Source organism: Nesterenkonia cremea (assembly GCF_014642675.1).
In the GTDB taxonomy this organism is placed as follows: Bacteria; Actinomycetota; Actinomycetes; order Actinomycetales; family Micrococcaceae; genus Nesterenkonia; species Nesterenkonia cremea.
In genome coordinates this window covers 50,071-73,135 of the sequence record NZ_BMIS01000005.1, presented here as the reverse complement: position 1 = coordinate 73,135, position 23,065 = coordinate 50,071, and the positions used below count along the sequence as shown (strand labels likewise).

Here is a 23,065-nt window from a genome sequence, read left to right as displayed (position 1 = left end):
CCGACAATTGACACCTCTCAGTATCGGTTGCGCATCACTCGTGGATGTTCACGTCACTGACAATATAGTCGACACCCAGGACCGTGATCTGCTCGTCCTCCTCAGCGGGGATGTGCAGGATCAGCGACTCGCGGCTGAGGATGTCGGCATCGTCAGTGGTGGAGCTGGTGCCGGCCAGCTCGTTGAGCAGGCCCTCCTCACCGAAGTTGATCGCAGCACCCTCCTCATCGGGACGCAGCTGCTCGGTGGCGTCGAAGCTTCCCACTGCCAGCACGGAGCCGTCGGGAAGACGCAGCGCGGCAGCGTCGTTGAGCGGACGGGTGTAGGAGACGGTGACATCCGGGGCGGAGTCGCGGACCTCCTGCTGGTAGCTCTGCAGGTCCTCGATGTAGGCACTCTCCTGGACGTGCATGCCGAAGTAGTAGTCGGCGCTGTTCAGGAAGACCGCAGTGCGCTCCACGGCCAGATCCGCGGGGAACCGTGCGGTCTCCGAGGAGGGGCTGACGGCGCCCACGCCGCCGTCCTCAGTGGACAGGCCGGGGAACTCGGCCGAGGGGTCCATGGTGACGGCCTGGGTCAGCTTATAGTTCTCGCGGGGGGACTCCTGCTCCAGCATCAGCACCTGCGGCAGCTCCGCATCCTCATGCTGGGTGATGACGATGGCCTGGCGCGGGAAGTCCTGCTCCGAGGTCACAGCGGCGGAGAGGACCTCAGTGCCGATGGGCTCGGGCTCAGCGTTGTCGCTGATCTCGCTGTTGCGGTAAGACAGCTCGCGGACGTCCAGGGCGTTGCCGTCCACACGGTCCTCGAGCAGCTCCGCGTCGCCTGCCTCGTCACCCTCGGCGACGACGCCGGCGATGTCCTCCAGGATGCGCTCGAGCTGGCTGTCCACCAGCACGGAGTACTCCTGGGTCTCAGGATCCTCGCCGGGGGTCCCGTCCTCCTCGGAGATCTCCTCCTCGGCGCCCGGGGTCTCCTCAGCGTCCTGATCGTCCTGCTGAGCGGGCTCCTGCTGAGCGGGCTCCTCGCCCTCGTCCTCAGCGGCGTCCTGCTGGGCGGCGTCGTCCTGCTCGGGCTGCTGCTCCTGCTGGGGCTGCTCGTCAGCCTCATCCTGAGCAGTGGTCAGAGCCGAGGGGCTCAGCGCGATGGCGACTGCCGCAGCAGTGGCCACGGAGGAGCGCTTCCAGCCACCGCGCTGGTCGTCCTCGCCCTCACCGTTCACGTCGTCCTCCTCAGCGGCAGCAGGGATCACAGTGGTCTCGTCCTCGGCAGAGGTCTCCTCAGCCTCGGATGCGTCTTCAGCGGCATCCTCCTCAGACTCCTGCTCGGAGCCTGCGGCGGCAGCACCGGTGGCGGCACCGGCGGCAGCACCGGCGACGGCGGCCTGCTCAGAGGTCTGTGCGGCGTCGACCTGTGCGGGCTCCTCCTGCGCAGCACCTTCGTGCTCAGCGGTCTCCTCGCCCTGCTCCTCACGCTGGGCCCGACGCGCGGCCAGAGCCCAGTAGAACAGCACGATGCCCAGCAGGATGCCCAGGGCTCCCAGGACGATGAGGATCACCGGCAGCGCCGTGTCCTCCTCCGCGGTGATCTCCGTGGTGAACTGAGCCGGGGCCGGCTCACCGCCGTCGCGGAAGAGCATCAGTGCCCACTCGCCGGACTGATCCGGGGCGGCCCACTGGTAGTCCATGGGGCCCTCAGTGGTCTCGGTGGCGACCCACATATCGGAGTCGGAGGGGTTGGGGACCTCAGTCTCACCCTCGAGGTACTCCACGTCCCAGCTGCCGCCGCCTTCGCCGTCCTCGACGACGTCATCGACACGCACGTGAGCGGCGCCATCCACCCAAGACTCGATATCGTGCAGGCGGGCCAGGGCGACGGTGTACTCGCCCTCAGCCTCGATGGTGAAGGTGTCGCGGTCCGACTCGGGGTCCACGACGTCCTCGGTGATCACGGTCAGCGGGGCCTCGCCCTCAGCCTCCTCGCTTTCGACGACGGTGCTGGTCTCCGGCGCCCAGGCGGTCAGCTGACCGATCCCGGTGCCGAGAGCAGCCAGGCCTAGGACGAAGGCAATGATGGATGAGATAAAACGCACGAGACGACAGTCCTTATGGAATGGTGAAAAGACAGTGGGCTGATCCAGCCCTCTAGGATACCGTAGGTAACAATACGATTACAATCAGGAGGGTCAGTCCGTGACTGAGGAGCACGAACGTCCGTTGCAGCCGGTCTATGCCACACGACCGATCTACAGCGGCTTCATGTTCACCGTGGGCGTCGGCCTGGCGCTGCTGATCTTCTTGGTGGCTCAGGCCAACACACAGCTGCTGGTCTGGATCGGCGCTGCGCTGTTCATCGCCCTGGGCCTGAACCCCGTGGTCCGCGCCCTGGAGAAGGCCGGTCTCCCCCGGCCGGTGGGCGTGCTCGCCACCACGCTGGTCTTCCTGGGCGCGGTCGGCACCTTCATCGCCGCTGTGGCGCCTACGCTCACCCACCAGATGACCCGATTCATCACTTCGCTGCCGGGGATGATCAACGACATCTCCCACTCGAACTGGTTCCAGCGCCTGGACGAGGACTTCGAGATCCAAGACATGGTCCTCTCCGAGGTCAACCGCTTCGCCCAGGACCCCACCAACATCACCAATGCCCTGGGTGGGCTCTTCGGCGTGGGCACCGCCATCGTGACCACAGGCTTCGGCATGCTCGTGGTGGCTGTGCTGGCCCTCTACTTCCTCGCCTCGCTGCCAGCCATGAAGTCTTGGGCCTACAACCTGACCCCGCGCTCACGGCGCATGCGCGTCCGGCAGCTGGGCGACCGCATCCTCAACGGCGTGGGCTACTACGTGATCGGCCAGGGCTGTGTGGCGCTGATCAACGGCATCGTGGCCTATATCGCCATCAGCATCGCCGGAGTCCCCTTCGGGGCGCTCTTCGCCGTGCTGGCCGGAATCCTGGCCTTCATCCCGCTGGTGGGACCGGTCACCGGAGGCACCATCGTCACGCTCTTCGCGCTGACCGTGGACTGGCAGACCGCCCTGACCTTCGGCCTGATCTACTTCATCTACCTGCAGATCGAGGCCTACTTCGTCTCCCCGCGCATCATGTCCCGGGCGGTGAAGATCCCCGCGGCGGTGGCTGTGATCTCAGTGATCGCCGGCGGCTCGCTGCTGGGTGTCCTCGGCGCGCTCATGGCCATCCCGACGGCGGCGGCCCTGATGCTGCTGATCCGTGAAGTGGTCATCATCCGCCAGGAGAACCGTTGAGCTGACCAGAGCCGCCTTCAGCGGCCCACCCCAGCGGCAGGCTTCAGGAGATCTTCCAGCAGTGGCGGTGCCAGTGGCGCCGCTCCCCCGCCGCATGCTCATCGCCGAAGATCGAATCGGCGGGCCAGACGACCACATGAGGGGTCTGCGGCGGAATCTCACGATGGCACCCCGGGCAGGTGTAGCTCTTCTGCGCGGCCGCCGCTGAGATCCAGCGGACGTGATACTCACGGCCGCGGCGCTTCACCGTCCCGGCCGAGATCCCGCCGGGCGCGAAGGTGCCCGTGGAGAGCGGGCGATGCTCCCGCTGCCACTTGCTGCTGCCGCGCCGCTTCTTACCCATAGCTCAGATCCCGATGGCCCAGGTCCCGACAGCCCGGCTCAGAACAGGCGGCTCTCGGCGTCGTCCACGCCGCGCATCTCGTCATAGTCGAGGACCACGCAGCGGATGCCGCGGTCCTCGGCCAGGGTGCGGGCCTGAGGCTTGATCTGCTGGGCGGCGAAGATGCCCTCCACCGGAGCCAGCAGCGGATCGCGGTTGAGCAGGTCCAGGTAGCGGGTCAGCTGCTCCACGCCGTCGATGTCGCCGCGGCGTTTGAGCTCCACGGCCACATGACCATCGGGGCCCTTGGCCAGAATGTCCACCGGGCCGATCGGCGTCGGGTGTTCGCGGCGGATGAGGCTGTGTCCGTCACCCAGGCGTTCGATCTGCTCGGCCAGCAGGCGCTGCAGATCCGACTCCACACCGTCCTTGATCAGGCCAGGATCCATGCCGAGCTCGTGGGAGGAATCGTGCTCCACCTCGGAGACGAGAATGCGCAGCGTGTCATCGGACTTGTCCGCATTGACGGTCCAGACCTCGGTGATGCCGGCCTCGCGCTGCTGATCGTCCGGCTCAGAGACCTTCATCCGGGCCGGCGGGGACATCCAGTTCAGCGGCTTATAGGAGCCGCCGTCGGAGTGGATGAGCACACCTCCGTCCGCCTTGACCATGAGGAGACGTTTGGCCCTCGGAAGCTGCGCGTTCAGCCGTCCGGAATAGTTCACCGAGCATGTCGCAATCACCAGTCGCACAATGCACGATCTTATCGGACCCACGCTGGGAAGCACGAAGCCCCGCACCCCTCCGTGAGGAGGGATACGGGGCTTGCGTGCATGTGAAGTGAGAGTGCCGCTCAGCCCTCGCTGAGCTGAGCGTCGTCGGCGACGATGGTGACCCGGTCGGAGTCCACCGAGAAGAACCCGCCGTTGACCTGAGCCTTCACCGGCGCTCCCTGGACGGGCTCGATGACGAGCTCACCCTCGGAGAGCAGCGACAGCACCGGAGTGTGGCCGGGCAGGATGCCCATGTCGCCCTCGATGGTGCGCCCGCGCACCGCCTTGGCAGCTCCGGACCACACGGCATGGTCGCTCGCGACGACTTCGACGTCGAGTTCAGCCATGATCGATCACGCCTTCTTCTGCATCTCGGCGTACTTCTTCTCGACGTCGTCGAGTCCGCCGATGTTGTAGAAAGCCTGCTCAGGCACATGGTCCAGGTCACCGTTTGCAATGGCGTTGAAGCCCTCGATGGTGTCCTTGATCGGAACCGTTGAGCCCTCCACACCGGTGAACTGCACTGCCGTGTAGGTGTTCTGGGACAGGAACTGCTCGATGCGGCGTGCACGCGATACGACGATCTTGTCCTCTTCGGAGAGCTCGTCCACACCGAGGATCGCGATGATGTCCTGCAGCTCCTTGTTCTTCTGCAGGATCTGCTTCACGCGGGTGGCGCAGTCGTAGTGCTCCTGGCCGATGTACTGCGGGTCCAGGATGCGCGAGGTCGAGGTCAGCGGATCAACTGCCGGGTACAGACCACGGGAAGCGATCGCACGGGAGAGCTCGGTGGTCGCATCCAGGTGGGCGAACACGTTGGCCGGTGCGGGGTCGGTGTAGTCATCCGCGGGGACGTACACGGCCTGCATCGAGGTGATGGAGTGGCCGCGGGTGGAGGTGATGCGCTCCTGGAGCACACCCATCTCGTCCGCCAGGTTCGGCTGGTAGCCCACTGCCGAGGGCATGCGGCCCAGCAGCGTGGAGACCTCGGAGCCGGCCTGGGAGAAACGGAAGATGTTGTCGATGAAGAGCAGCACATCCTGGTTCTTCACATCGCGGAAGTACTCCGCCATGGTCAGACCGGTCAGCGCCACACGCAGACGGGTTCCTGGGGGCTCGTCCATCTGGCCGAAGACCAGGGCGGTGTCCTTGAGGACTCCCGCCTCCTCCATCTCGACCCAGAGGTCGTTGCCCTCACGGGTACGCTCGCCGACACCGGCGAACACGGAGGTACCGCCGAAGTTGCGGGCCACACGAGTGATCATCTCCTGGATGAGCACGGTCTTGCCCACACCTGCACCGCCGAAGAGGCCGATCTTGCCGCCCTGGATGTAGGGGGTCAGCAGGTCGATCACCTTGATGCCGGTCTCCAGCATCTGGGTGGAGCCCTCCAGGGTCGCGAAGCTCGGGGCCTGGCGGTGGATGGGCCAGCGATCCTCGACCTCGAGGTCGGAGATCGGCATGTCCAGGGTCTCGCCCAGAACGTTGAAGATGTGGCCCTTGACACTGTCGCCCACCGGCACGGAGATCGGGGCGCCGGAGTCCTGCACCGGCACACCGCGCACCAGGCCGTCGGTGGCCTGCAGGGAGATGGCGCGCACAAGGTGGTCACCCAGGTGGGCTGCCGTCTCGAAGGTGATGGTGCGGGTCTCACCGGCGAGGGTGATCTCCGCGGTCAGGGCGTTGTACATCTCCGGGATGGCGTCAGCGGGGAACTCGATGTCCACGACCGGGCCGATGACCCGGGCGATGCGACCGGTCGCACCCGGCTGAGCAGTCCCGGCGGACTGTTCTGCAGTAGTGGCAGTCATCTCTCTCACTTCACTTGATTGTCGATGATGTCGAACGTTCGTCAGCTCGATGCCAGGCTGTCGGCACCCGCGATGAGCTCGGAGAGCTCCTGGGTGATCTCTGCCTGACGGGCGTTGTTGCGCAGCAGCGTGTACTTGCGGATGAGCTCGTCCGCGTTGTCCGCAGCCGACTTCATAGCCCGCTGGCGTGCCGCCAGCTCGGAGGCGGAGGCCTCCAGCATGGCGGAGAAGATGCGGGACTCGATGTACCGCGGCAGCAGTGCGTCGAGAACCTCTTCTGCGCTGGGCTCGAACTCGTAGAGCGGGTGGGCTTCGGCGTCCTCGCCGCCCTGCTTCACAGCAAGGGGCAACATCCGGTGGGCCACGGGCTCCTGCTTCACCATGGATTGGAACTCCGTGTAGACGAGGTAGAGCTCATCCACACCGCCTTCCTCGGTGGGCTGGAGGAACCGGTCCACCAGTGTGCGTCCGATCTCCCGGGCACGCTCGACGTCGGGGCTGTCGGTGTTGCCGGTCCAGACGGCGGCGTACTCGCGCTCCCGGAAGTCGTAGAAGGCCTGGGCCTTGCGTCCGTACAGGTACGGAACGACTTCCTTGCCTTCTTCGCGCAGCAGCGCGGTGAGGGACTCAGCGCGCTTGAGCGCATTCGTCGAGTATGCCCCGGCGAGCCCGCGGTCAGAGGTCATGACCAGCACTGCCGCGCGGGTGGGGTTCTCCACCTTCTGGGTCAGCACATGATCGATGTCATCCTGCGAGGCCACGGCCGACACCGCACGGGTGATGGCGTTGGCGTACGGCGATGCCGCCTGAGCACGGTCGCGCGCCTTGCCGATGCGCGAGGTCGCGATCAGCTCCATCGCCTTGAAGATCTTCTTCATCGACGAGGTCGATGCGATCTTCTGGCGGTAGACCCGGATCTGGGCTCCCATGCTTGTCCTTCCTGTTGGGCCGGAGGCTTATCAGAGGGGGAAGAAGGGCCTCAGCGGCCGATCTCCTCCTGGCTGATGTCCTCGGCGGACAGGGCCTCGGCCTGCTCGTTGCCGACCAGCGACTCGCCGCCCTCAGCCTGGAAGTTGCGCTTGAACTCGACGATGGCCTCGTTCAGCCCGCTCAGGGTGTCCTCCGAGAGCTTGCCGGTGGAGGCGATGTTGGTCAGCACGTCGGTCTTCCGGCGCAGGTGGTCGATCCACTCGGACTCGAAACGCTTCACATCTGCGGTGGCGACGTCGTCGAGGTGGCCCTCACCGCCGGCCCAGATGGAGACGACCTGCTCCTCGACCGGGTACGGCTGGTACTGGCCCTGCTTGAGCAGCTCGGTCTGGCGCTCACCGCGGGTCAGCTGCTGGCGGGTCGCCGGGTCCAGGTCCGAGGCGAACATCGCGAAGGCCTGCATGTCACGGTACTGAGCCAGGTCCAGCTTCAACGTGCCGGAGACCTTCTTCAGCGCCTTGGTCTGAGCGGCACCACCGACGCGGGACACCGAGATGCCCACGTCCACTGCGGGACGCTGGTTGGCGTTGAACAGGTCCGACTGCAGGAAGATCTGGCCATCGGTGATGGAGATGACGTTGGTCGGGATGAAGGCCGAGACGTCGTTTGCCTTGGTCTCGATCAGAGGAAGACCGGTCATCGAGCCGCCGCCCATCTCGTCGGAGAGCTTCGCGCAGCGCTCCAGGAGACGGGAGTGGAGGTAGAAGACGTCACCGGGGAATGCCTCACGTCCCGGCGGACGGCGCAGCAGCAGGGACACGGCACGGTAGGCCTCAGCCTGCTTGGAGAGGTCATCGAAGATGATGAGGACGTGCTTGCCGCCGTACATCCAGTGCTGGCCGATGGCCGAACCGGTGAAGGGCGCCAGGTACTTGGTGCCGGCCGGGTCGGATGCAGGTGCGGCCACGATGGTGGTGTAGTCCAGAGCGCCCTGCTCTTCCAGGGTCTGGCGCACACCGGCGATGGTTGAGGCCTTCTGGCCGACGGCGACGTAGATGCAGCGCACCTGCTTGTCGACGTCGCCGGAATCCCAGTTCGCCTTCTGGTTGAGGATGGTGTCCAGGGCGATCGCAGTCTTACCGGTCTGACGGTCACCGATGATCAGCTGGCGCTGGCCGCGGCCGACCGGGATCATCGCGTCGATCGCCTTGATGCCGGTCTGCAGCGGCTCACCCACGGACTGGCGCTGGATCACCGACGGTGCCTGCAGCTCCAGGGGACGGCGACCCTCCGGCTCGATGGCGCCGAGATCGTCGATGGGGTTACCCAGCGGATCCACGACGCGGCCCAGGAAGTTGTCACCCACCGGTACGGAGAGGACCTCTCCGGTGCGGGTCACCTCCTGGCCCTCTTCGATGCCGGAGAACTCACCCAGGACCACAACACCGATCTCTCGGGTGTCCAGGTTCTGGGCCATGCCCAGAGTGCCGTCCTCGAAGCGAAGAAGTTCGTTGGCCATGGTCGAGGGAAGTCCCTCGACACGTGCGATGCCGTCGGCCGCGGAGATCACGCGTCCCACCTCGGTGCGCTCAGCGCTTCCCGGGTCGTAGGACGCGGCGAACTCGTTCAAAGCATTGCGGACGTCGTCGGCGTTGATGGTCAAGTCGGCCATCTGCAGTCCCTGCTCTCCTCTATCATGGCCGCAGCGAGCGGCCGAGTGGTTCAAAATTAACTAGCCAGTTTCCGGTTCAGGTCGTTCAGCTTGGCCGCAGCAGTGTTGTCCACGACCTCATCACCCACCTGCACACGGATGCCGCCGACCACCTCGGGGTCGACGACGACGTCGAGCTTCAGCTCCCGGCCGAAGTAGCGGTTCAGGCTGGTGCTGAGCCGCTCACGGTAGGCCTGGTCGAGATCCTTGGCCACAGTGACCTGCGCGATCCAGCGCTGCTGGCGTGCGGCGACCTGTTCGGCGAAGCGCTCCACCAGCGCCTCCGGACGCAGGCCGCGCGGAGCGGTCACCGCCCGGTCGATGAGCAGCCGAGCTTCCGCAGAAGCCTGCGGTGAGAGCTTGGCGGCCAGTTTCTGCTTGGCCTCGGCGCCAGCCTGGGGCTCGGTCAGAGCACGCTGGACATCGTGGGACCCGGACACGGTGCGCCGGAAGCCCAGCAGTGCGGACTCCAGCTGCTCCAGGCCCTGCAGTCCGGTGCGCTCGGCCTGTGCGGCCACCACGGAGACAGCCAGGGTCTCCACGGCGTCGCTGAGGTCGCGCTCACGGCTCCACCGCTTGGAGACCAGGGCCTCCAGGATGCTGTTGGTGGGGCTCTTGAGCTTGGACCCGAAGAGGTTCTTCAGCAGACCCGTGCGAACCTGGGGCTCGCGGGAGGGGTCGGTGAAGCTGCGCCTCAGGGCTGCCGAGCCGTCCAGCACATCGAGGGCGCTGAAGAGTTCGTCGGCCACGGCCAGATCGGCGTGGGCAAAGGTGCTCTCCAGCTCCTTCTGTGCTGCTGCGATGGATTCGCTGGTCGCCGATGCCATTACTGAGCTGCTCCTGCCTGTTCAGCGTCGAGGTCCTCGAGGAAGCGGTCGACCACTCGCTGGGAGCGGGCGTCGTCCTCCAGCGCCTCACCGACGATGCGGCTGGCCAGCTGGGTTGCCAGGGAACCGACGTCGGCACGCAGAGATGCTGCAGCGGCAGTGCGCTCGGCAACGATATGCTGCTGAGCCTGCTCGGTGATGCGGGCTGCCTCTGCGGCGGCCTTCTCCTTGTGCTCAGCGACGATCTGGGCACCCTCGGCACGTGCCTCTTCGCGCATGCGACTGGCCTCGGCGCGGGCGTCGGCCAGGTTCTGCTCGTACTCAGCCTTCAGAGCCTCGGCCTCAGCCTTGGCCTGCTCAGCCTGGTTGAGCCCACCCTCGATCGCCTCGACGCGGTTCTGGTAGGCCTTCTCGAAGGCCGGCCAGATCCACTTGATGACGACGAAGAGCAGCACGACGAAGCCGATGAGGGCAACCAGGGCTTCCCAGGGGTTGGGAAACAGCGGGTTGGCGTCGCCTTCGGCTGCCTGGATCAGAGTTGCGCTGATCATGTGTTCACCCATTTTCACTAGTCTGACGGTCTCAGAGGGTCCGGGGCACCCGGAACCCCCTCACACGGTGACGATCTGTGTCAGAGCACGAAGGCGAAGACGATCGCCAGAACGAAGACCGCTTCAGCAAGTGCGAAGCCGAGGATGGCGATGGGCTGGAGGACACGCTGGGCCTCCGGCTGACGGGCCACACCGTTGATGTAGGCCGCGAAGATCATACCGATGGCGATGGCAGCGCCGAGACCGGCGATGCCCATACCGAGCATGTTCAGGGTGCCTTCCATGTGATTCTCTCTTTCTAGTCTCGATCCCGGTGCGTTTCACCGGGACAGTCTGATTTGTCGGGGACGGACAGAAAACTCAGGTCAGTGTGCTTCTGCTTCGATCGAGCCCTGGATGTAGATGGCGGTCAGCAGGGCGAAGACGAATGCCTGCAGGACCATCATGATGAGCTCGAGGAAGTACAGCGGGATGGAGCCGATCAGGATCAGCACGCCCAGGCCGGTGCTGCCCAGACCCTCCTGCTGAGTGATCATGAATTCGGCTCCGGAGCCGGCGAGCATCACGATGATGTGGCCGGCGAGCATCACAGCCATCAGACGCAGCGAGTGCGTCAGCGGGCGGATGACGAAGTTGGAGAGGAACTCGATGGGCACCAGCAGCGGAAGCAGGAACTTCGGAACGCCGGAGGGCACGGTCACGAGCTTGATGAACTTGCCGCCGTGGAGCTTGAAGCCCAGGACGACCCAGGCGAACCACACGATCAGGGCCATGGCGTAGGCCGGGCCGGCGTGGGAGAAGGTCGGCATCTGCAGGCCGGGGACCGCTCCGAAGAGGTTGTTCACCAGGACGAAGAAGAAGATGGCGAACAGGAAGGGGACCCAGGGCTTGAAGTGCTTCTCACCCAGGATGTCCCGGCCCAGGGTGTGGCGGACGAATCCGTAGGCGGACTCTGCGATGAACTGCGTCCGGGAAGGCACCAGTGCCTGCTTCCGGATGGCCCACATGAAGAACCAGGAGATGACGAAGACGGCCAGGAGCGCCATCAGCATGTTCTTGCCGAAGCCGGTCCCCCATTCAGCCATCCACGGGAAGATCTCCGGAAGGTGTGTCTCGCTGATAGTAGGGGCCTGGAAGCCACCTTCATCGGCGGCTGCGAGCGCAAGCGACTGCAACGCTGGTCCTCTCTGCGGTGTCCGTCATCGGGCATCTGCCCCGGGCATCGGCGAGCCGGAGGAAGTCCGTCTCTTAGATAGTGCGAGTGGGAAGAACTCTTGTGGTCCGATCCTTGGAAAGCTTACCAAAGGCCAAAGTGACTCACGGCATGTTTCCGCACCGCCCACACTTTACTACGTAGCGTAGAAAAAACCGAACTACTGCTGGTCTTCCGGCGTCACAGACAGCCGCAGACGGCTGAAGGTGGCGATCTGCACCGCCTGGACGGTGACCACGACGCCGGCCGCGGTCAGCACCGCCCAGATCGGCTCGATCCAGCCCGGTGCCGGGACCAGCATCAGCAGCAGCGTCAGCAGGCTGATCTTCAGCGCGAAGGTCAGCATGAACATCATCATGCTCAGATGCGGAGCCCTGCGCTCGGTGCGGTCCACCACGAACAGGCTGATCCCGGTGAGCAGCAGCACCGCCGCTCCGCCGAAGGCCGCACTGGCGGCTGCCGCGCCCGAGCCGACCAAGGTTGCCAGCGCCGCTGCGGCTGACGTGACCGCAGCGCCGGCCGTCGTGGTGGTGATCAGGATGCGGCGCCATCCTGTGGCGCGAGGGAAGACCTTCATGCCGCAGACTCCGGCGGGGAGTGCTCACGGTTGACCCGCCGGGCCCGGCGGCGAAGCCAGGGTCCCAGGGTGAGCAGCGTGGCTCCGCCCAGGCTCAGCAGCATGGCCGTGCTGACCAGCCACCAGGGCAGGAAGTTGAAGGAGACCGCCCCGTAGGCGAAGAGGAAGGACCACAGGTAGAGCAGCAGCACCGCCTGGGGATGGGAGTAGCCGCCGTCGATGAGCTTGTGGTGCAGGTGTCCGCGGTCAGGGCTGAAGGGCGAGTCTCCGCGGGCGGTGCGGCGCACCACGGCCAGCAGCAGATCCAGCAGCGGCAGCAGGGTCACCGCCAGGGGCAGCAGCACCGGCATATAGGCCGGAATGTTCCGGAAGCGGAAGCCGTCGGACATCTGTCCCAGATCCGAGGTCACCGCCAGGGCGGCCGCGGCCATGACCAGGCCCAGCAGCATCGCCCCGGTGTCCCCCATCAGGATCTTGGAGGGGTGGAAGTTATGCGGCAGGAAGCCCAGGCAGGCACCCACCAGCACGGCCATCAGCAGGGTGACCAGGTTGGAGGCGTCGAACTCGTTGATCGACAGGGTCAGCAGGTAGCTGTAGATGAAGAAGGCGCTGCCGCCCAGAGCCGCGACGCCGGCTGCCAGACCGTCCAGCCCGTCGATGAAGTTGAAGGCGTTGATGGTCAGCACCACCAGGAAGACGGTCAGCAGAGCCTGGACCCATTGGTCCCCCACACCCAGCCAGCCCACCGGCATGACCTCCAGACGGATGTCGTGGAGCACGAGCAGCACGCCGGCTCCCACCTGTCCCACCAGCTTGAGGGCCCAGTGGATGTCCCAGGCGTCGTCCATCATCCCGACCACCAGGATCACCAGCATGGCCAGGAAGACGCCGCGCACCGGGGTCAGATCCGCGAAGATCCCGTTGAGATAGGGAATGGCCGCAGCGGCCCCGAGCCCGACGATCATGCCCACATACATGGCCACGCCGCCCCAGCGGGGCTTGATGGTCCGGTGGATGTCGCGTGCCCGCACCGGGGTGTAGACCCCGAGCCGCAGTCCGATGATCCGGACCAGCGGCGTGAGCAGGTAGGTCACCACCGCAGAGATGGTGAGCACCGTGAGGAAGTAGATCATTCGCCGCCCAGCACCTCAGGCACGACGGCGCGCAGCTCCTCCAGCGTGATGGCGCCGTCGCGCGCGACCTTCACCGGGCTGACCGTGCAGTCCACGATCGTCGAGGGCCGCGTGGTGCTGCGGTCGCCGTCGGCGAGGTAGACCGCGACTGCCTCCCCCAGCATGGTCTTGGCCTGTTCGGCTGTGGTGGCGGCTTCCAGCCCGGTGCGGTTGGCCGAGGAGACGGCCAGCGGTCCGGTGCGTCCCAGCAGGTCCAGGGCGAGATCATCGGCGGGCATGCGCAGAGCGACGGTGCCGCGGGTCTCCCCCAGGTCCCAGGCCAGCGAGGGTTGGGCCTGCAGGATCAGGGTCAGACCGCCGGGCCAGAAGGCCTCCGCCAAAGAGCGGGCCTCCTCGGGAATGTCTGTGGCCAGAGCGTCCATCACAGCCATGCGCCCGATCAGCACCGGAGGCGGCATCGTGCGGTTGCGGCCCTTGGCCGCCAGCAGCACGGTCACCGCATGCGCAGAGAAGGCATCCGCACCGATGCCGTAGACGGTGTCGGTGGGGAGCACCACGCATTCACCGGCCTGCAGGGCCTCCTGGGCGGTGGTCAGTGCGGCTTCACGGGTTTCGGGGTCATGACAGTCGAGGATCTCGCTCACGCGCGCCATTTTGCCACGTCTCCCCTCTGAGGCCGGGCAAGCACGGCGCTGGTGGCCCGGTCTCGGCCGGTCATGTCCTGATGGGTGGTCACCGCGTCCAGCCCCGGCCGCTGGGCACAGTGCTCAGCGATGGCCGCGGCCTGCGCCTCGGCATGCTCCATGATGAACCAGCCGCCGGTGTGCAGCAGCTGCTCAGCGGCCGCGACCACGGCGAAGGGCAGCTCCAGGCCGCCCTCTCCTCCGCCGTAGAGGGCCAGCTCGGGGTCATGCTCACGGACCTCCACCTCCGTGGGCACCATATCCGGCGGGATATAGGGAGGGTTGGAGACCACGACGTCGAAGGTTCCGCTCAGATCCCCGAGGATCTCAGGGGCATCGCGCAGATCCCCCTGGTGCAGTCTGACCGGGGCCGCGTCCGCGGGCTGGGCCTCGAAGTTCAGCTGAGCCCAGGCTGCGGCCTCCTCGGAGAGCTCCACGGCGTGGACCTCGGCCCAGCGATGCTCTGCGGCCACTGCGGCGGCGATGGCACCGGAGCCGGTGCCCAGATCCACCACCCGTGGCCGGGAGATCCCCTCCTGCTGCAGCCTGCACAGCCTCTCCAGGACGGACTCCACCACCGTTTCGGTCTCCGGGCGCGGGATGAAGACTCCGGGACCCACCCGCAGCTCCAGGGCACGGAAGGGTGCGGTGCCGGTGAGGTGCTGCAGCGGAGTCCTGCGGCACCGTTCTGCCACCAGATCATGGAAGCGCTCGGCCTCGGGAGCGCTGACCTGAAGACCGGTGAGGGCTTTCAGAGTCAGCTCGCCACGGCTGAGTCCCAGCACATGGGAGGCCAGCAGCTCGGCATCCACCCGCGGTGAGGTGATCTCTGCCTGGGTGAGCCGCCGGACCGCCTCACGGAGCAGCTGATCGAGCTCCATCAGTCGGCGTTCTCGCCGAGTGCCGCCAGCCGCTCCTGCTCCTCCATCTGGATGCAGGACTGCAACACAGCTTCCAGGTCGCCGTTGATGACGGCATCGAGGTTATAGGCCTTATAGCCGGTTCGGTGATCAGCGATCCGGTTCTCCGGGAAGTTATAGGTGCGGATGCGCTCGGAGCGGTCCATGGTGCGGACCTGAGACTTGCGCGCCTCGGCGTTCTCCGCGTCGATCTGCTCCTGCTGGTGGGCCAACAGGCGGGAGCGGAGCACGCGCATGGCGGCTTCCTTGTTCTGCAGCTGAGACTTCTCGTTCTGCATGGCCACCACGATCCCGGTGGGCAGGTGGGTGATGCGCACGGCGGAGTCGGTGGTGTTCACCGACTGCCCGCCCGGACCTGAGGAGCGGTAGACGTCGATCTTCAGATCGTTCTGGGCGATCTCGATCTCCTCGGGCTCATCCACCTCCGGCAGGACCAGGACACCGGCGGCCGAGGTATGGATACGTCCCTGGGACTCGGTCTCCGGCACACGCTGGACGCGGTGGACTCCGCCTTCGAACTTCAGATGCGCATGGACGCCCTGGGCGGGATCGTTGGTGGAGGACTTGATGGCCATCTGGACATCCTTATAGCCGCCCAGATCAGAAGGGGTGGAGGAGATGATCTCGGTCTTCCAGCCCTTGGACTCCGCATAGCGGGTGTACATGCGCAGCAGGTCTCCGGCGAAGAGCGCCGCCTCATCACCGCCGGCACCGCCTTTGACCTCGATGATCACATTGCGCACGTCGTTCTCATCGCGCGGGATGAGCATGCGCAGCAGTCGGTCCGAGGCGACCTCGAGCTCCTCCTGCAGGCGCGGGACCTCAGCGGCGAACTCGGGATCCTCATCGGCCAGCTCGGCGGCGGCCTCGAGGTCCTCGGTGAGCTGCTTCCAGGTCTTATGCGCCTCCACGACGCCGTTGAGCTGGGCGTAGCGGCGGCCCAGCTTCTTGGCCAGCGCCTGATCGGCATGGACATCGGGATCCGCCAGCTGCTGCTGCAGCTCCTGATGCTCCTGCAGCAGGGTGCCGACCGAATCGAACATGTGGGCGTTGGTGTCAGTGTTCATCGAAGACCTCTGTGTTGATCAGGATGGGCGCGATGCCCCGAAGACTCTGTGGGCTGATACGGGTGAGGCCCTGCCGGCGCCCCACAGGACGCCGACAGGGCCTCGGACCGCTCAGCTAGGAGTCGGTGTTGCCCAGAGTGGTCTTCTGCGTGAGCATCAGGAACTCAGCGTTGGACTGGGTCTCCTTGATTTTCTTCAGCAGCAGGTCCAGGCCCTGCTCCTGTTCCAGACCGGAGAGCACACGACGCAACTTCCACATGATCTTGATCTCCTCCGGCGAGAGGAGGTTCTCCTCGCGGCGGGTGGAGGACTCGTTGACGTTGACCGCCGGGAAGATCCGCTTATCGGCCAGGCGGCGGGACAGGCGCAGCTCCATGTTGCCGGTGCCCTTGAACTCCTCGAAGATGACCTCGTCCATCTTGGATCCGGTCTCCACCAGTGCGGTGGCGAGGATGGTCAGCGAGCCGCCGTTCTCGATGTTGCGCGCAGCGCCGAAGAACCGCTTGGGCGGGTACAGCGCGTTGGCGTCCACACCTCCGGAGAGGATGCGTCCCGACGCCGGTGCTGCAGTGTTGTAGGCACGGCCCAGTCGGGTCATGGAGTCCAGCAGCACCACGACGTCCTTGCCCATCTCCACCAGGCGCTTGGCGCGCTCGATGGCAAGCTCGGCCACTGTTGTGTGGTCATCGGCAGGGCGGTCGAAGGTGGAAGCGATGACCTCACCGTCGACGGTGCGCTGCATATCGGTGACTTCCTCGGGGCGCTCGTCCACCAGGACCATCATGAGGTGGACCTCAGGATTGTTGGTCTTGATGGCGCTGGCCAGGGACTGCAGGATCATCGTCTTGCCGGCCTTGGGCGGGGAGACGATGAGGCCGCGCTGGCCCTTGCCGATGGGGGCGACGAGGTCGATCACACGCGGACCGACGTTCTTGGGGTCACCCTCCAGACGCAGACGCTCCTGGGGGTAGAGCGGGGTGAGCTTGTTGAAGTCCACGCGGCTGCCGTTGTCGTCGGCGGGACGGCCGTTGACCGACTCCAGCTTCACCAGAGCGTTGAACTTCTGACGCTTATTGGGCTTCTCGCCCTCACGCGGGGCGCGGATGGCGCCGTGGACGGCGTCGCCCTTGCGCAGGTTGTAGCGCTTGACCTGCTGCAGGGAGACGTAGACGTCGTTCTGACCGGAGAGGTAGCCGGAGGTGCGGATGAACGCGTAGTTGTCGAGGACGTCCAGGATGCCCGCCACGGGGATCAGGACGTCGTCCTCGGTGACCTCGGTGTCGTCCACCTCGGGGCCGCGATTGCGGCCGCGGCGGTCATTGCGGTCGTTGCGGTTGCGGTTGCGGCGGTTGCGGTTGCGGCCCTCGCCGTCACGGTTGTTGCTGCCGCCGCCGTCGCCGCCACGGTTGCCGCGGTTGTTGCCGCCGCCGTTTTTGTCGCGGTCGCGGTTGTTGCCTCCGTCGTCCTTGCGGTCCTCGCGGCCGTTGCGGTTCTCGCCCTGCTGGCCGTCGTTCTGCTGACCGTCCTGGCGGTTGCGGTTCCGGTTGCGGTTCCGATTGCGGCCGCCGCCCTTGGAAGACTCCTCGCCGGACTGCTCCTCGGAGCCGCCGTCCTGCTGGGAGCCCTCCTGCTGGGACTTCTCGTTCTGAGCCTTGTCGTTCTGTCCCTTGTCCTGCTTGGAGGACTGCTCGTCCTTCTGACCGTCCTGGGACTGGTCAGCCTTGCCGCTCTCCTTGGAACGGGCGTTGGACTGTTCCTTCTCGTTCTGGGACTTGTCGTTCTGGCCCTTCTCCTGCTGGCCCTTCTCCTGCTGGGCCTTCTCGCCCTGGCCCTTCTCCTGGGAGGAGGGCTCGCCCTTGGAGGCCTTCTCCTCGCGCTCAGCCACGGCACCGCCGCGCTGATGAGCAGAGATGGCGTCCACCAGAGCGGACTTGCGCATGCGGGAGCTTCCCTTGATGCCGAGCTGGGAAGCCAGTGCCTGCAGCTGCGCCAGCTTGAGGCCGGCGAGACCGCCGTTCTGTGCCTCAGATGAATCGGCGCCCTGAGCCTGAGTGGTCTCAGTGGTGGTTTCGGTCACGAAGGATTCCTTCCCCCTCGTCGGGCAGGAACGATCCGGAACTCTGATGCGTCCGGCATCGTCGTCCTGCATTGGTCGTCGACGGCACTACAGACGGCCGTCGGTTCATTACGGGCTTTCGCGGTGAGATGGATTCCTGCATGCAGGCGAGAATGAGGCTCGCTGTACTGCGAGGAAGAGAGCGCAACTCGTGCGAAAGAACTGCGGCGATCGTGAACAGTCGATCATCTCGATGGACTCATCGGATCGATCACCGCTGGTGTGCCTCCACTGTAGCACCTGTGGTGCTGATCGGCAGGACCGCGGGGTTCCACGTCTCCCCCGGCAGCTCGCCGATCAGCTCGGCGGCCGCCTGAGCGGCGCCATCACCGCCGGTGAGCACCAGGACTGACGGACCGGCCCCGGAGATGACTGCGGCGTGTCCGGTGCCGCGCAGCCGATCCACCAGCTCCATCGAGGCCGGGAACGCGCTGCGGCGGTACTCCTGATGCAGCGAGTCCTCCGTGGCCTGCATGAGCACCGAGGGATCAGCGGTCAGCGCATGGACCAGCAGCGCCGAACGGGAGGAGTTCCGGGCCGCCTCATGATGCGGCACCGTTGTGGGCAGCAGGTCCCGGGCAGTTTCGGTGGACTGTTCGAAGTCCGGAACGGCCAGCACCGTGCGCAGCTGCGGATGCGGCTGCAGCTGCACCGTGGCGAAACGACCCTCGTCCTCCCAGGACAGGGCCACGCCGCCGAGCAGCGCCGGGACGTAGTTGTCCGGATGCCCCTCGATGCGCGAGCCGATCTGCAGCTTCTCCTCCGCGGTGAGCCCCTCGGGCAGCAGCTGGGATGCGGTGACCACCGCTGTGGCCACTGCGGCCGCCGAGGATCCCATGCCGCGGGAGTGCGGGATGGTGTTGTGCGCCCACACCTGAAGGTCGGGCAGGGCATAGCCTCGCTCGGCCAGGATCTTCTCCACCAGGGCGATGACCAGATGGGAGGCATCGGTGGGCAGCGTCTCCGCGCCCTGACCGGTGATCTCCACGCTGAGACGGGCGGCGCCGGGGTCCTGCCGCGGTGCGGCATGGACCTCGATGACGTCCTCCCAGCTCAGCGCCAGGCCCATACAGTCATAGCCGGGGCCGAGATTGGCACTGGTGGCCGGAACCCGCAGCCGGAGGTCCAGCGGGGCGGTGATCGGCTGGCGCAGCCTCTGGGGCGCGGACTGGTCCGGCTGAGCTGACTGCATGCTGCTCAGAGCCCCAGCTGCCGGGCCACAGTCTCGACGTCCTGGTCCACCTTGGTCACAGCAGCGGCCTCAGCCGAGGAGTCGCCCTCAGAGGCGATCTCCGGGTTGTTGATCGCCCAGTCAGGGTCCTTCAGGCCGTGTCCGGTCACCGTGATCACGAACTGCTTGCCCTCGGGCACCTCACCGGCGGCATGCTTCTTGATCAGCCCGGCCACGCCGGAGGCGGAGGCGGGCTCCACGAAGACACCCTCCTTGGCCGAGAGCCAGCGGTGGGCGTGCAGGATCTCCTCATCGGTGACCGGCTCGATCACACCTCCGGAGGTGTCGCGGGCCGCCTCGGCCTGCTCCCAGGAGGCGGGGTTGCCGATCCGGATGGCCGTGGCCACCGTATCCGGCTCAGTGATCGGGTGGCCGGCCACGATGGGCGCGGCACCGGCGGCCTGGAAGCCCCACATGATGGGGGTCTGGGTGGCCATCGGCTCGAGCTCCTGCTCAGTGTGCGGATTGGTCCAGGACTGCGCGTACTCCTGGTAGCCCTTCCAATAGGCAGTGATGTTGCCGGCGTTGCCCACCGGCAGCAGGTGGTAGTCCGGGGCGTCGCCCAAGTAATCCACGACTTCGAAGGCGCCGGTCTTCTGCCCCTCGATCCGCGAGGGGTTCACCGAGTTCACCAGGAACACCGGGTAGTTCTCGGCCAGCTTGCGCGCCACGTCCAGGCAGCCGTCGAAGTTGCCGTCGATCTGGATGATCTCCGCGCCGTGGGCCACGGCCTGGGAGAGCTTGCCCATGGCGATCTTGCCGGCGGGCACCAGCACTGCGCAGGTCAGGCCGGCCTGGGTGGCGTAGGCGGCGGCTGAGGCCGAGGTGTTGCCGGTGGAGGCGCAGACCACCGCTTTGGCGCCGTCGCGCACTGCGGCGGTGATCGCCATCGTCATGCCGCGGTCCTTGAAGGAGCCGGTGGGGTTCATCCCCTCGACCTTCAGCCAGACCTCGCCGCCGACCAGCTCGGAGAGTGCCGGGGCGTGGACCAACGGGGTCCCGCCCTCTCCCAGCGTGATGATGCGGGTGGACTCATCCACCGGCAGACGGTCAGCGTACTCACGGACTACTCCACGCCATTGATGCGCCATCGATCCTCCAGCCTTGTCCTACTGTTCGACTTCAACCCGGAGGACCGAGTTGACTGCCTTGACCACGCCGAGACCCTTCAGGGTCGCGACCGTATCGTCGAGGTCCTTCTCGCGGGCCAGGTGGGTGACGATCTGCACCACTGCGCCCTTCTTGTCCACGCCCTCGACGTCCACCTCGCCCTCCGCGGAGACGGAGCCGGGCTGACGCATCGATTCGATGGAGACATGGTGGTCGGCCAGCACCCGGGCCACCTCGGCGATGACACCCTCTCGGTCGGCCACGACCATGTCGATGTAGTACTGGGTCTCGGCCTTCTTGATGGGCAGGGCTGGCACAGCGCTGTCGGCAGCCTGCTCCCTGAGGCCGGGGACCTCGGCGGTGCCGCTGCGCAGCCGCCGGGCCGCGGAGACCACATCACCCATGATCGCCGAGGAGGTGGGCTGGCCACCGGCTCCCTGGCCGTAGAACATGAGCTCGCCGGCGTTCTCGGCCACAACGAAGACAGCGTTGAAGGCTCCGCGCACACTGGCCAACGGATGGGTCCGCGGCAGCAGCGTGGGGTGCACGCGCAGGATGGCACCGGCCTCGGTCTTCTCGATGATGGCCAGCAGCTTGATGACATAGCCCGAGGCCGCGGCCGCCTCCATATCATCACCGGTGATCCCGGTGATGCCCTCGCAGTACACCTCATCGATGCTGAAGGGTGCGTGGAAGGCCAGAGTGCCGAGGATCGCAGCCTTGGCGGCGGCGTCGTGACCCTCCACATCGGCGGTGGGGTCTGCCTCGGCGTAGCCCAGGCGCTGAGCCTCGGCCAAGGCATCTTCGAAGGCGGCACCGGTGGTGTCCATCTGGTCGAGGATGTAGTTGGTGGTGCCGTTGACGATCCCCATCACCTTGGTGATCCGGTCCCCGGAGAGGGACTCCTGGATGGGACGCAGGATCGGGATGGCGCCGGCCACGGCCGCCTCGAAGTGCAGCAGCGCGCCCTGCTCCTCGGCCAGCTTATGCAGCTCGCCGCCGCGGGTGGCCAGCAGGGCCTTATTGCCGGTGACCACGGCTGCACCGCGGTTCAGTGCGCGGGCGATCAGCTCGCCGGCGGGCTCCAAGCCGCCCAGCAGCTCGATCACCAGGTCAGCCTCATCCACCAGGGCCTCGGCATCGGTGGTCAGCAGCTCGCCGGGGATCTTCCAGTCCCGCGGGGCTTCCACGTCGCGGACGGCGACGCCGATCAGCTTCACTCCAGTGCCGACGCGGCCAGCGATCAGCTCGCGCTCCTCCACCAGAGTCTTGGCCACCTGGGCGCCTACGTTCCCGGCACCCAGCAGGCCGATCTTCAACGCGTCCACGCTGGCGATCACCTCATTCGTCAGTCATCCGGAGCCGACTCCGGGATTCGCAGGTCAGATCAGCCGCCCTGTCAGGTTCAGGGGGCGAAGCCGGTGTCCCGGCCGAGCATGTCCTCTTCGGTCTCACGGCGGATCAGCACCTGGGAGACTCCGTCCTTCACAGCCACCACAGCCGGCCGGGTGAGGTAGTTGTAGTTGCTCGAGAGGGAGTGACAATAGGCTCCGGTGGCGGGGACGGCAAGGATGTCGCCCCGCTCCGTCGCCGTCGGCAAGTATACGTCGCGGACCACGATGTCACCGGACTCGCAGTGTTTGCCCACGATGCGAGACAGCGTGTGCTCGCCTTCGACCTTCCGGCCGGCCAGCACGGCCGAGTAGTCGGCGTCGTAGAGCACGCCGCGGGCGTTGTCGCTCATGCCGCCGTCCACGGCCACATAGCGCCGTGTGGTGCTGCCGCCGTCGGGGGTGTCCACCCCCACGTCCTTCTGCACGCCCACGCTGTAGAGGGTGACGCCTGCGGGTCCTACGATGGCGCGGCCCGGCTCGATGGAGATCCGCGGCACGGAGAGCTCGTGCTCGGCGCAGGCCTGCTTGACCGTGGCGGCCAGAGCCTGGGCGATCTCCTGCGGGTCCCGCGGGGCGTCGGCCTCGGTGTAGGCGATGCCGTGACCACCGCCCAAGTCCAGCTCCTCGAGCTCCACGCCGCGGTCGGCGCGGATCTCGGCCAGGAAGGAGATGAGCTTCTGGGCCGCAACCTCGAAGCCGGTGGGCTCGAAGATCTGCGAGCCGATGTGGCAGTGCAGGCCGCGCAGGTCCACGGCCGCAGCATCCAGCGCCTTCTGCACGGCGATCCAGGCCACCGATTCCCGGCCGCCGCTGAGCGAGAGGCCGAACTTCTGGTCCTCATGCGCAGTGGCGATGTATTCGTGGGTGGAGGCATGGACGCCCGGGGTCAGCCGCAGCATGACCGGAGCAGTCCTGCCGGTGGACTGCGCCAGCTCTGCGATCCGGTCCAGCTCGTCCAGGGAGTCAGCGATGATCCGCCCGATGCCGGCCTCCAGGGCACGGAGGATCTCGGCGTCGGATTTGTTGTTGCCGTGCAGGCCGATGCGCGCGGGATCCACTCCCCCGGCCTGCGCGATGGCAAGCTCTCCGCCGGAGGCGGTGTCCACGCAGAGCCCCTCCTCGGCGGCCCAGCCGGCCACATGGGTGCTCAGGAAGGCCTTGCCGGCGTAGAAGACGTCCACCTCGGTCTCTGGGGCGAAGGCCTCGCCGAAGGCGTCGCGGAAGCTGCGGGCACGACGGCGGAAGTCCTCCTCGCTGATCACATAGAGCGGAGTGCCGTGCTGCTGGGCCAGCTCGGTGACCTCGGCCCCGCCGATGATCAGGGGGCCCGAGCCCTCACGCCGGGCGTCTGCGGGGAAGAGCTTCTGCTCCAGATCATCGGTGTTCTCGCGGGGGCTCAGCCATTCCGGAGCCAGCGGATGCTTCTGTGCCAT

At 66.5% G+C, this 23,065-nt stretch carries 22 protein-coding genes; 1 reads left to right on the top strand and 21 read right to left on the bottom strand.

Annotated elements, in window-relative coordinates:
• Nucleotides 1–34 precede the first annotated feature (34 nt).
• Nucleotides 35–2,092 (bottom strand): hypothetical protein, encoded by a 2,058-nt coding sequence (locus tag IEW85_RS06985; protein WP_188684087.1) that lies wholly within the window; start codon nucleotides 2,090–2,092, stop codon nucleotides 35–37.
• A gap of 100 nt (nucleotides 2,093–2,192) precedes the next feature.
• Between IEW85_RS06985 and IEW85_RS06980 the strand changes: the two genes are divergently transcribed.
• Complete coding sequence (locus tag IEW85_RS06980; protein WP_229658875.1) at nucleotides 2,193–3,263, top strand: AI-2E family transporter; 1,071 nt, start codon at nucleotides 2,193–2,195, stop codon at nucleotides 3,261–3,263.
• A 43-nt stretch (nucleotides 3,264–3,306) separates the two neighbouring features.
• Here the strand turns inward: IEW85_RS06980 and IEW85_RS06975 are convergent, their stop codons facing one another.
• From IEW85_RS06975 to lysA, 20 genes are all read right to left on the bottom strand, one after another.
• Entirely contained in the window at nucleotides 3,307–3,606 is a 300-nt protein-coding gene (locus IEW85_RS06975) for an Rv1322 family protein (protein WP_229658874.1), read from the bottom strand.
• A 38-nt stretch (nucleotides 3,607–3,644) separates the two neighbouring features.
• On the bottom strand, nucleotides 3,645–4,337 hold the full coding sequence (gene nucS, locus IEW85_RS06970) for an endonuclease NucS (RefSeq protein ID WP_188684085.1): 693 nt from the start codon (nucleotides 4,335–4,337) through the stop codon (nucleotides 3,645–3,647).
• Nucleotides 4,338–4,438: 101 nt separating this feature from the next.
• Nucleotides 4,439–4,705, bottom strand: coding sequence for a F0F1 ATP synthase subunit epsilon (locus tag IEW85_RS06965; RefSeq protein ID WP_188684083.1), 267 nt, complete (start codon nucleotides 4,703–4,705; stop codon nucleotides 4,439–4,441).
• Between the two features lie 6 nt (nucleotides 4,706–4,711).
• Nucleotides 4,712–6,169, bottom strand: coding sequence for a F0F1 ATP synthase subunit beta (atpD, locus tag IEW85_RS06960; RefSeq protein WP_188684081.1), 1,458 nt, complete (start codon nucleotides 6,167–6,169; stop codon nucleotides 4,712–4,714).
• 41 nt (nucleotides 6,170–6,210) lie between these two features.
• Nucleotides 6,211–7,098, bottom strand: coding sequence for a F0F1 ATP synthase subunit gamma (locus IEW85_RS06955; protein ID WP_188684079.1), 888 nt, complete (start codon nucleotides 7,096–7,098; stop codon nucleotides 6,211–6,213).
• Nucleotides 7,099–7,148: 50 nt separating this feature from the next.
• Nucleotides 7,149–8,771 carry a F0F1 ATP synthase subunit alpha gene (atpA, locus tag IEW85_RS06950; protein WP_188684077.1) on the bottom strand — a complete coding sequence of 541 codons (1,623 nt, stop codon included), beginning with the start codon at nucleotides 8,769–8,771 and terminating at the stop codon, nucleotides 7,149–7,151.
• Nucleotides 8,772–8,827: 56 nt separating this feature from the next.
• Nucleotides 8,828–9,637 (bottom strand): F0F1 ATP synthase subunit delta, encoded by an 810-nt coding sequence (locus IEW85_RS06945; RefSeq protein WP_188684075.1) that lies wholly within the window; start codon nucleotides 9,635–9,637, stop codon nucleotides 8,828–8,830.
• A complete protein-coding gene (locus IEW85_RS06940) occupies nucleotides 9,637–10,188 on the bottom strand; it encodes a F0F1 ATP synthase subunit B (protein ID WP_188684295.1) in 552 nt (183 codons plus the stop codon). The genes IEW85_RS06945 and IEW85_RS06940 overlap by 1 nt, the downstream gene beginning before the upstream one ends.
• A gap of 80 nt (nucleotides 10,189–10,268) precedes the next feature.
• Nucleotides 10,269–10,472, bottom strand: a complete 204-nt coding sequence (locus IEW85_RS06935; protein WP_188684073.1) for an ATP synthase F0 subunit C — start codon at nucleotides 10,470–10,472, stop codon at nucleotides 10,269–10,271.
• A gap of 81 nt (nucleotides 10,473–10,553) precedes the next feature.
• Entirely contained in the window at nucleotides 10,554–11,363 is an 810-nt protein-coding gene (atpB, locus tag IEW85_RS06930) for a F0F1 ATP synthase subunit A (protein ID WP_229658873.1), read from the bottom strand.
• 198 nt (nucleotides 11,364–11,561) lie between these two features.
• Nucleotides 11,562–11,978 carry a hypothetical protein gene (locus IEW85_RS06925; RefSeq protein ID WP_188684068.1) on the bottom strand — a complete coding sequence of 139 codons (417 nt, stop codon included), beginning with the start codon at nucleotides 11,976–11,978 and terminating at the stop codon, nucleotides 11,562–11,564.
• A complete protein-coding gene (locus IEW85_RS06920; RefSeq protein WP_188684066.1) occupies nucleotides 11,975–13,111 on the bottom strand; it encodes an MraY family glycosyltransferase in 1,137 nt (378 codons plus the stop codon). Before IEW85_RS06920 ends, IEW85_RS06925 begins: the two co-directional genes overlap by 4 nt.
• Complete coding sequence (locus tag IEW85_RS06915) at nucleotides 13,108–13,764, bottom strand: L-threonylcarbamoyladenylate synthase (RefSeq protein WP_188684064.1); 657 nt, start codon at nucleotides 13,762–13,764, stop codon at nucleotides 13,108–13,110. The genes IEW85_RS06920 and IEW85_RS06915 overlap by 4 nt, the downstream gene beginning before the upstream one ends.
• Nucleotides 13,752–14,675: a peptide chain release factor N(5)-glutamine methyltransferase gene (gene prmC, locus IEW85_RS06910; protein ID WP_188684062.1), complete on the bottom strand. Its 924-nt coding sequence runs from the start codon at nucleotides 14,673–14,675 to the stop codon at nucleotides 13,752–13,754. Before prmC ends, IEW85_RS06915 begins: the two co-directional genes overlap by 13 nt.
• On the bottom strand, nucleotides 14,675–15,757 hold the full coding sequence (gene prfA, locus IEW85_RS06905) for a peptide chain release factor 1 (protein WP_188684293.1): 1,083 nt from the start codon (nucleotides 15,755–15,757) through the stop codon (nucleotides 14,675–14,677). The genes prmC and prfA overlap by 1 nt, the downstream gene beginning before the upstream one ends.
• A 139-nt stretch (nucleotides 15,758–15,896) precedes the next feature.
• The gene (gene rho, locus IEW85_RS06900) at nucleotides 15,897–17,858 is read right to left on the bottom strand and encodes a transcription termination factor Rho (protein ID WP_229658872.1); all 1,962 of its coding nucleotides are present in this window, start codon (nucleotides 17,856–17,858) and stop codon (nucleotides 15,897–15,899) included.
• Nucleotides 17,859–18,108: 250 nt separating this feature from the next.
• On the bottom strand, nucleotides 18,109–19,089 hold the full coding sequence (gene thrB, locus IEW85_RS06895; RefSeq protein WP_188684058.1) for a homoserine kinase: 981 nt from the start codon (nucleotides 19,087–19,089) through the stop codon (nucleotides 18,109–18,111).
• 5 nt (nucleotides 19,090–19,094) lie between these two features.
• Entirely contained in the window at nucleotides 19,095–20,219 is a 1,125-nt protein-coding gene (gene thrC / locus IEW85_RS06890; RefSeq protein WP_188684056.1) for a threonine synthase, read from the bottom strand.
• An 18-nt stretch (nucleotides 20,220–20,237) separates the two neighbouring features.
• Nucleotides 20,238–21,575 carry a homoserine dehydrogenase gene (locus tag IEW85_RS06885; protein ID WP_188684291.1) on the bottom strand — a complete coding sequence of 446 codons (1,338 nt, stop codon included), beginning with the start codon at nucleotides 21,573–21,575 and terminating at the stop codon, nucleotides 20,238–20,240.
• Nucleotides 21,576–21,643: 68 nt separating this feature from the next.
• Nucleotides 21,644–23,065, bottom strand: coding sequence for a diaminopimelate decarboxylase (gene lysA / locus IEW85_RS06880; protein ID WP_188684054.1), 1,422 nt, complete (start codon nucleotides 23,063–23,065; stop codon nucleotides 21,644–21,646).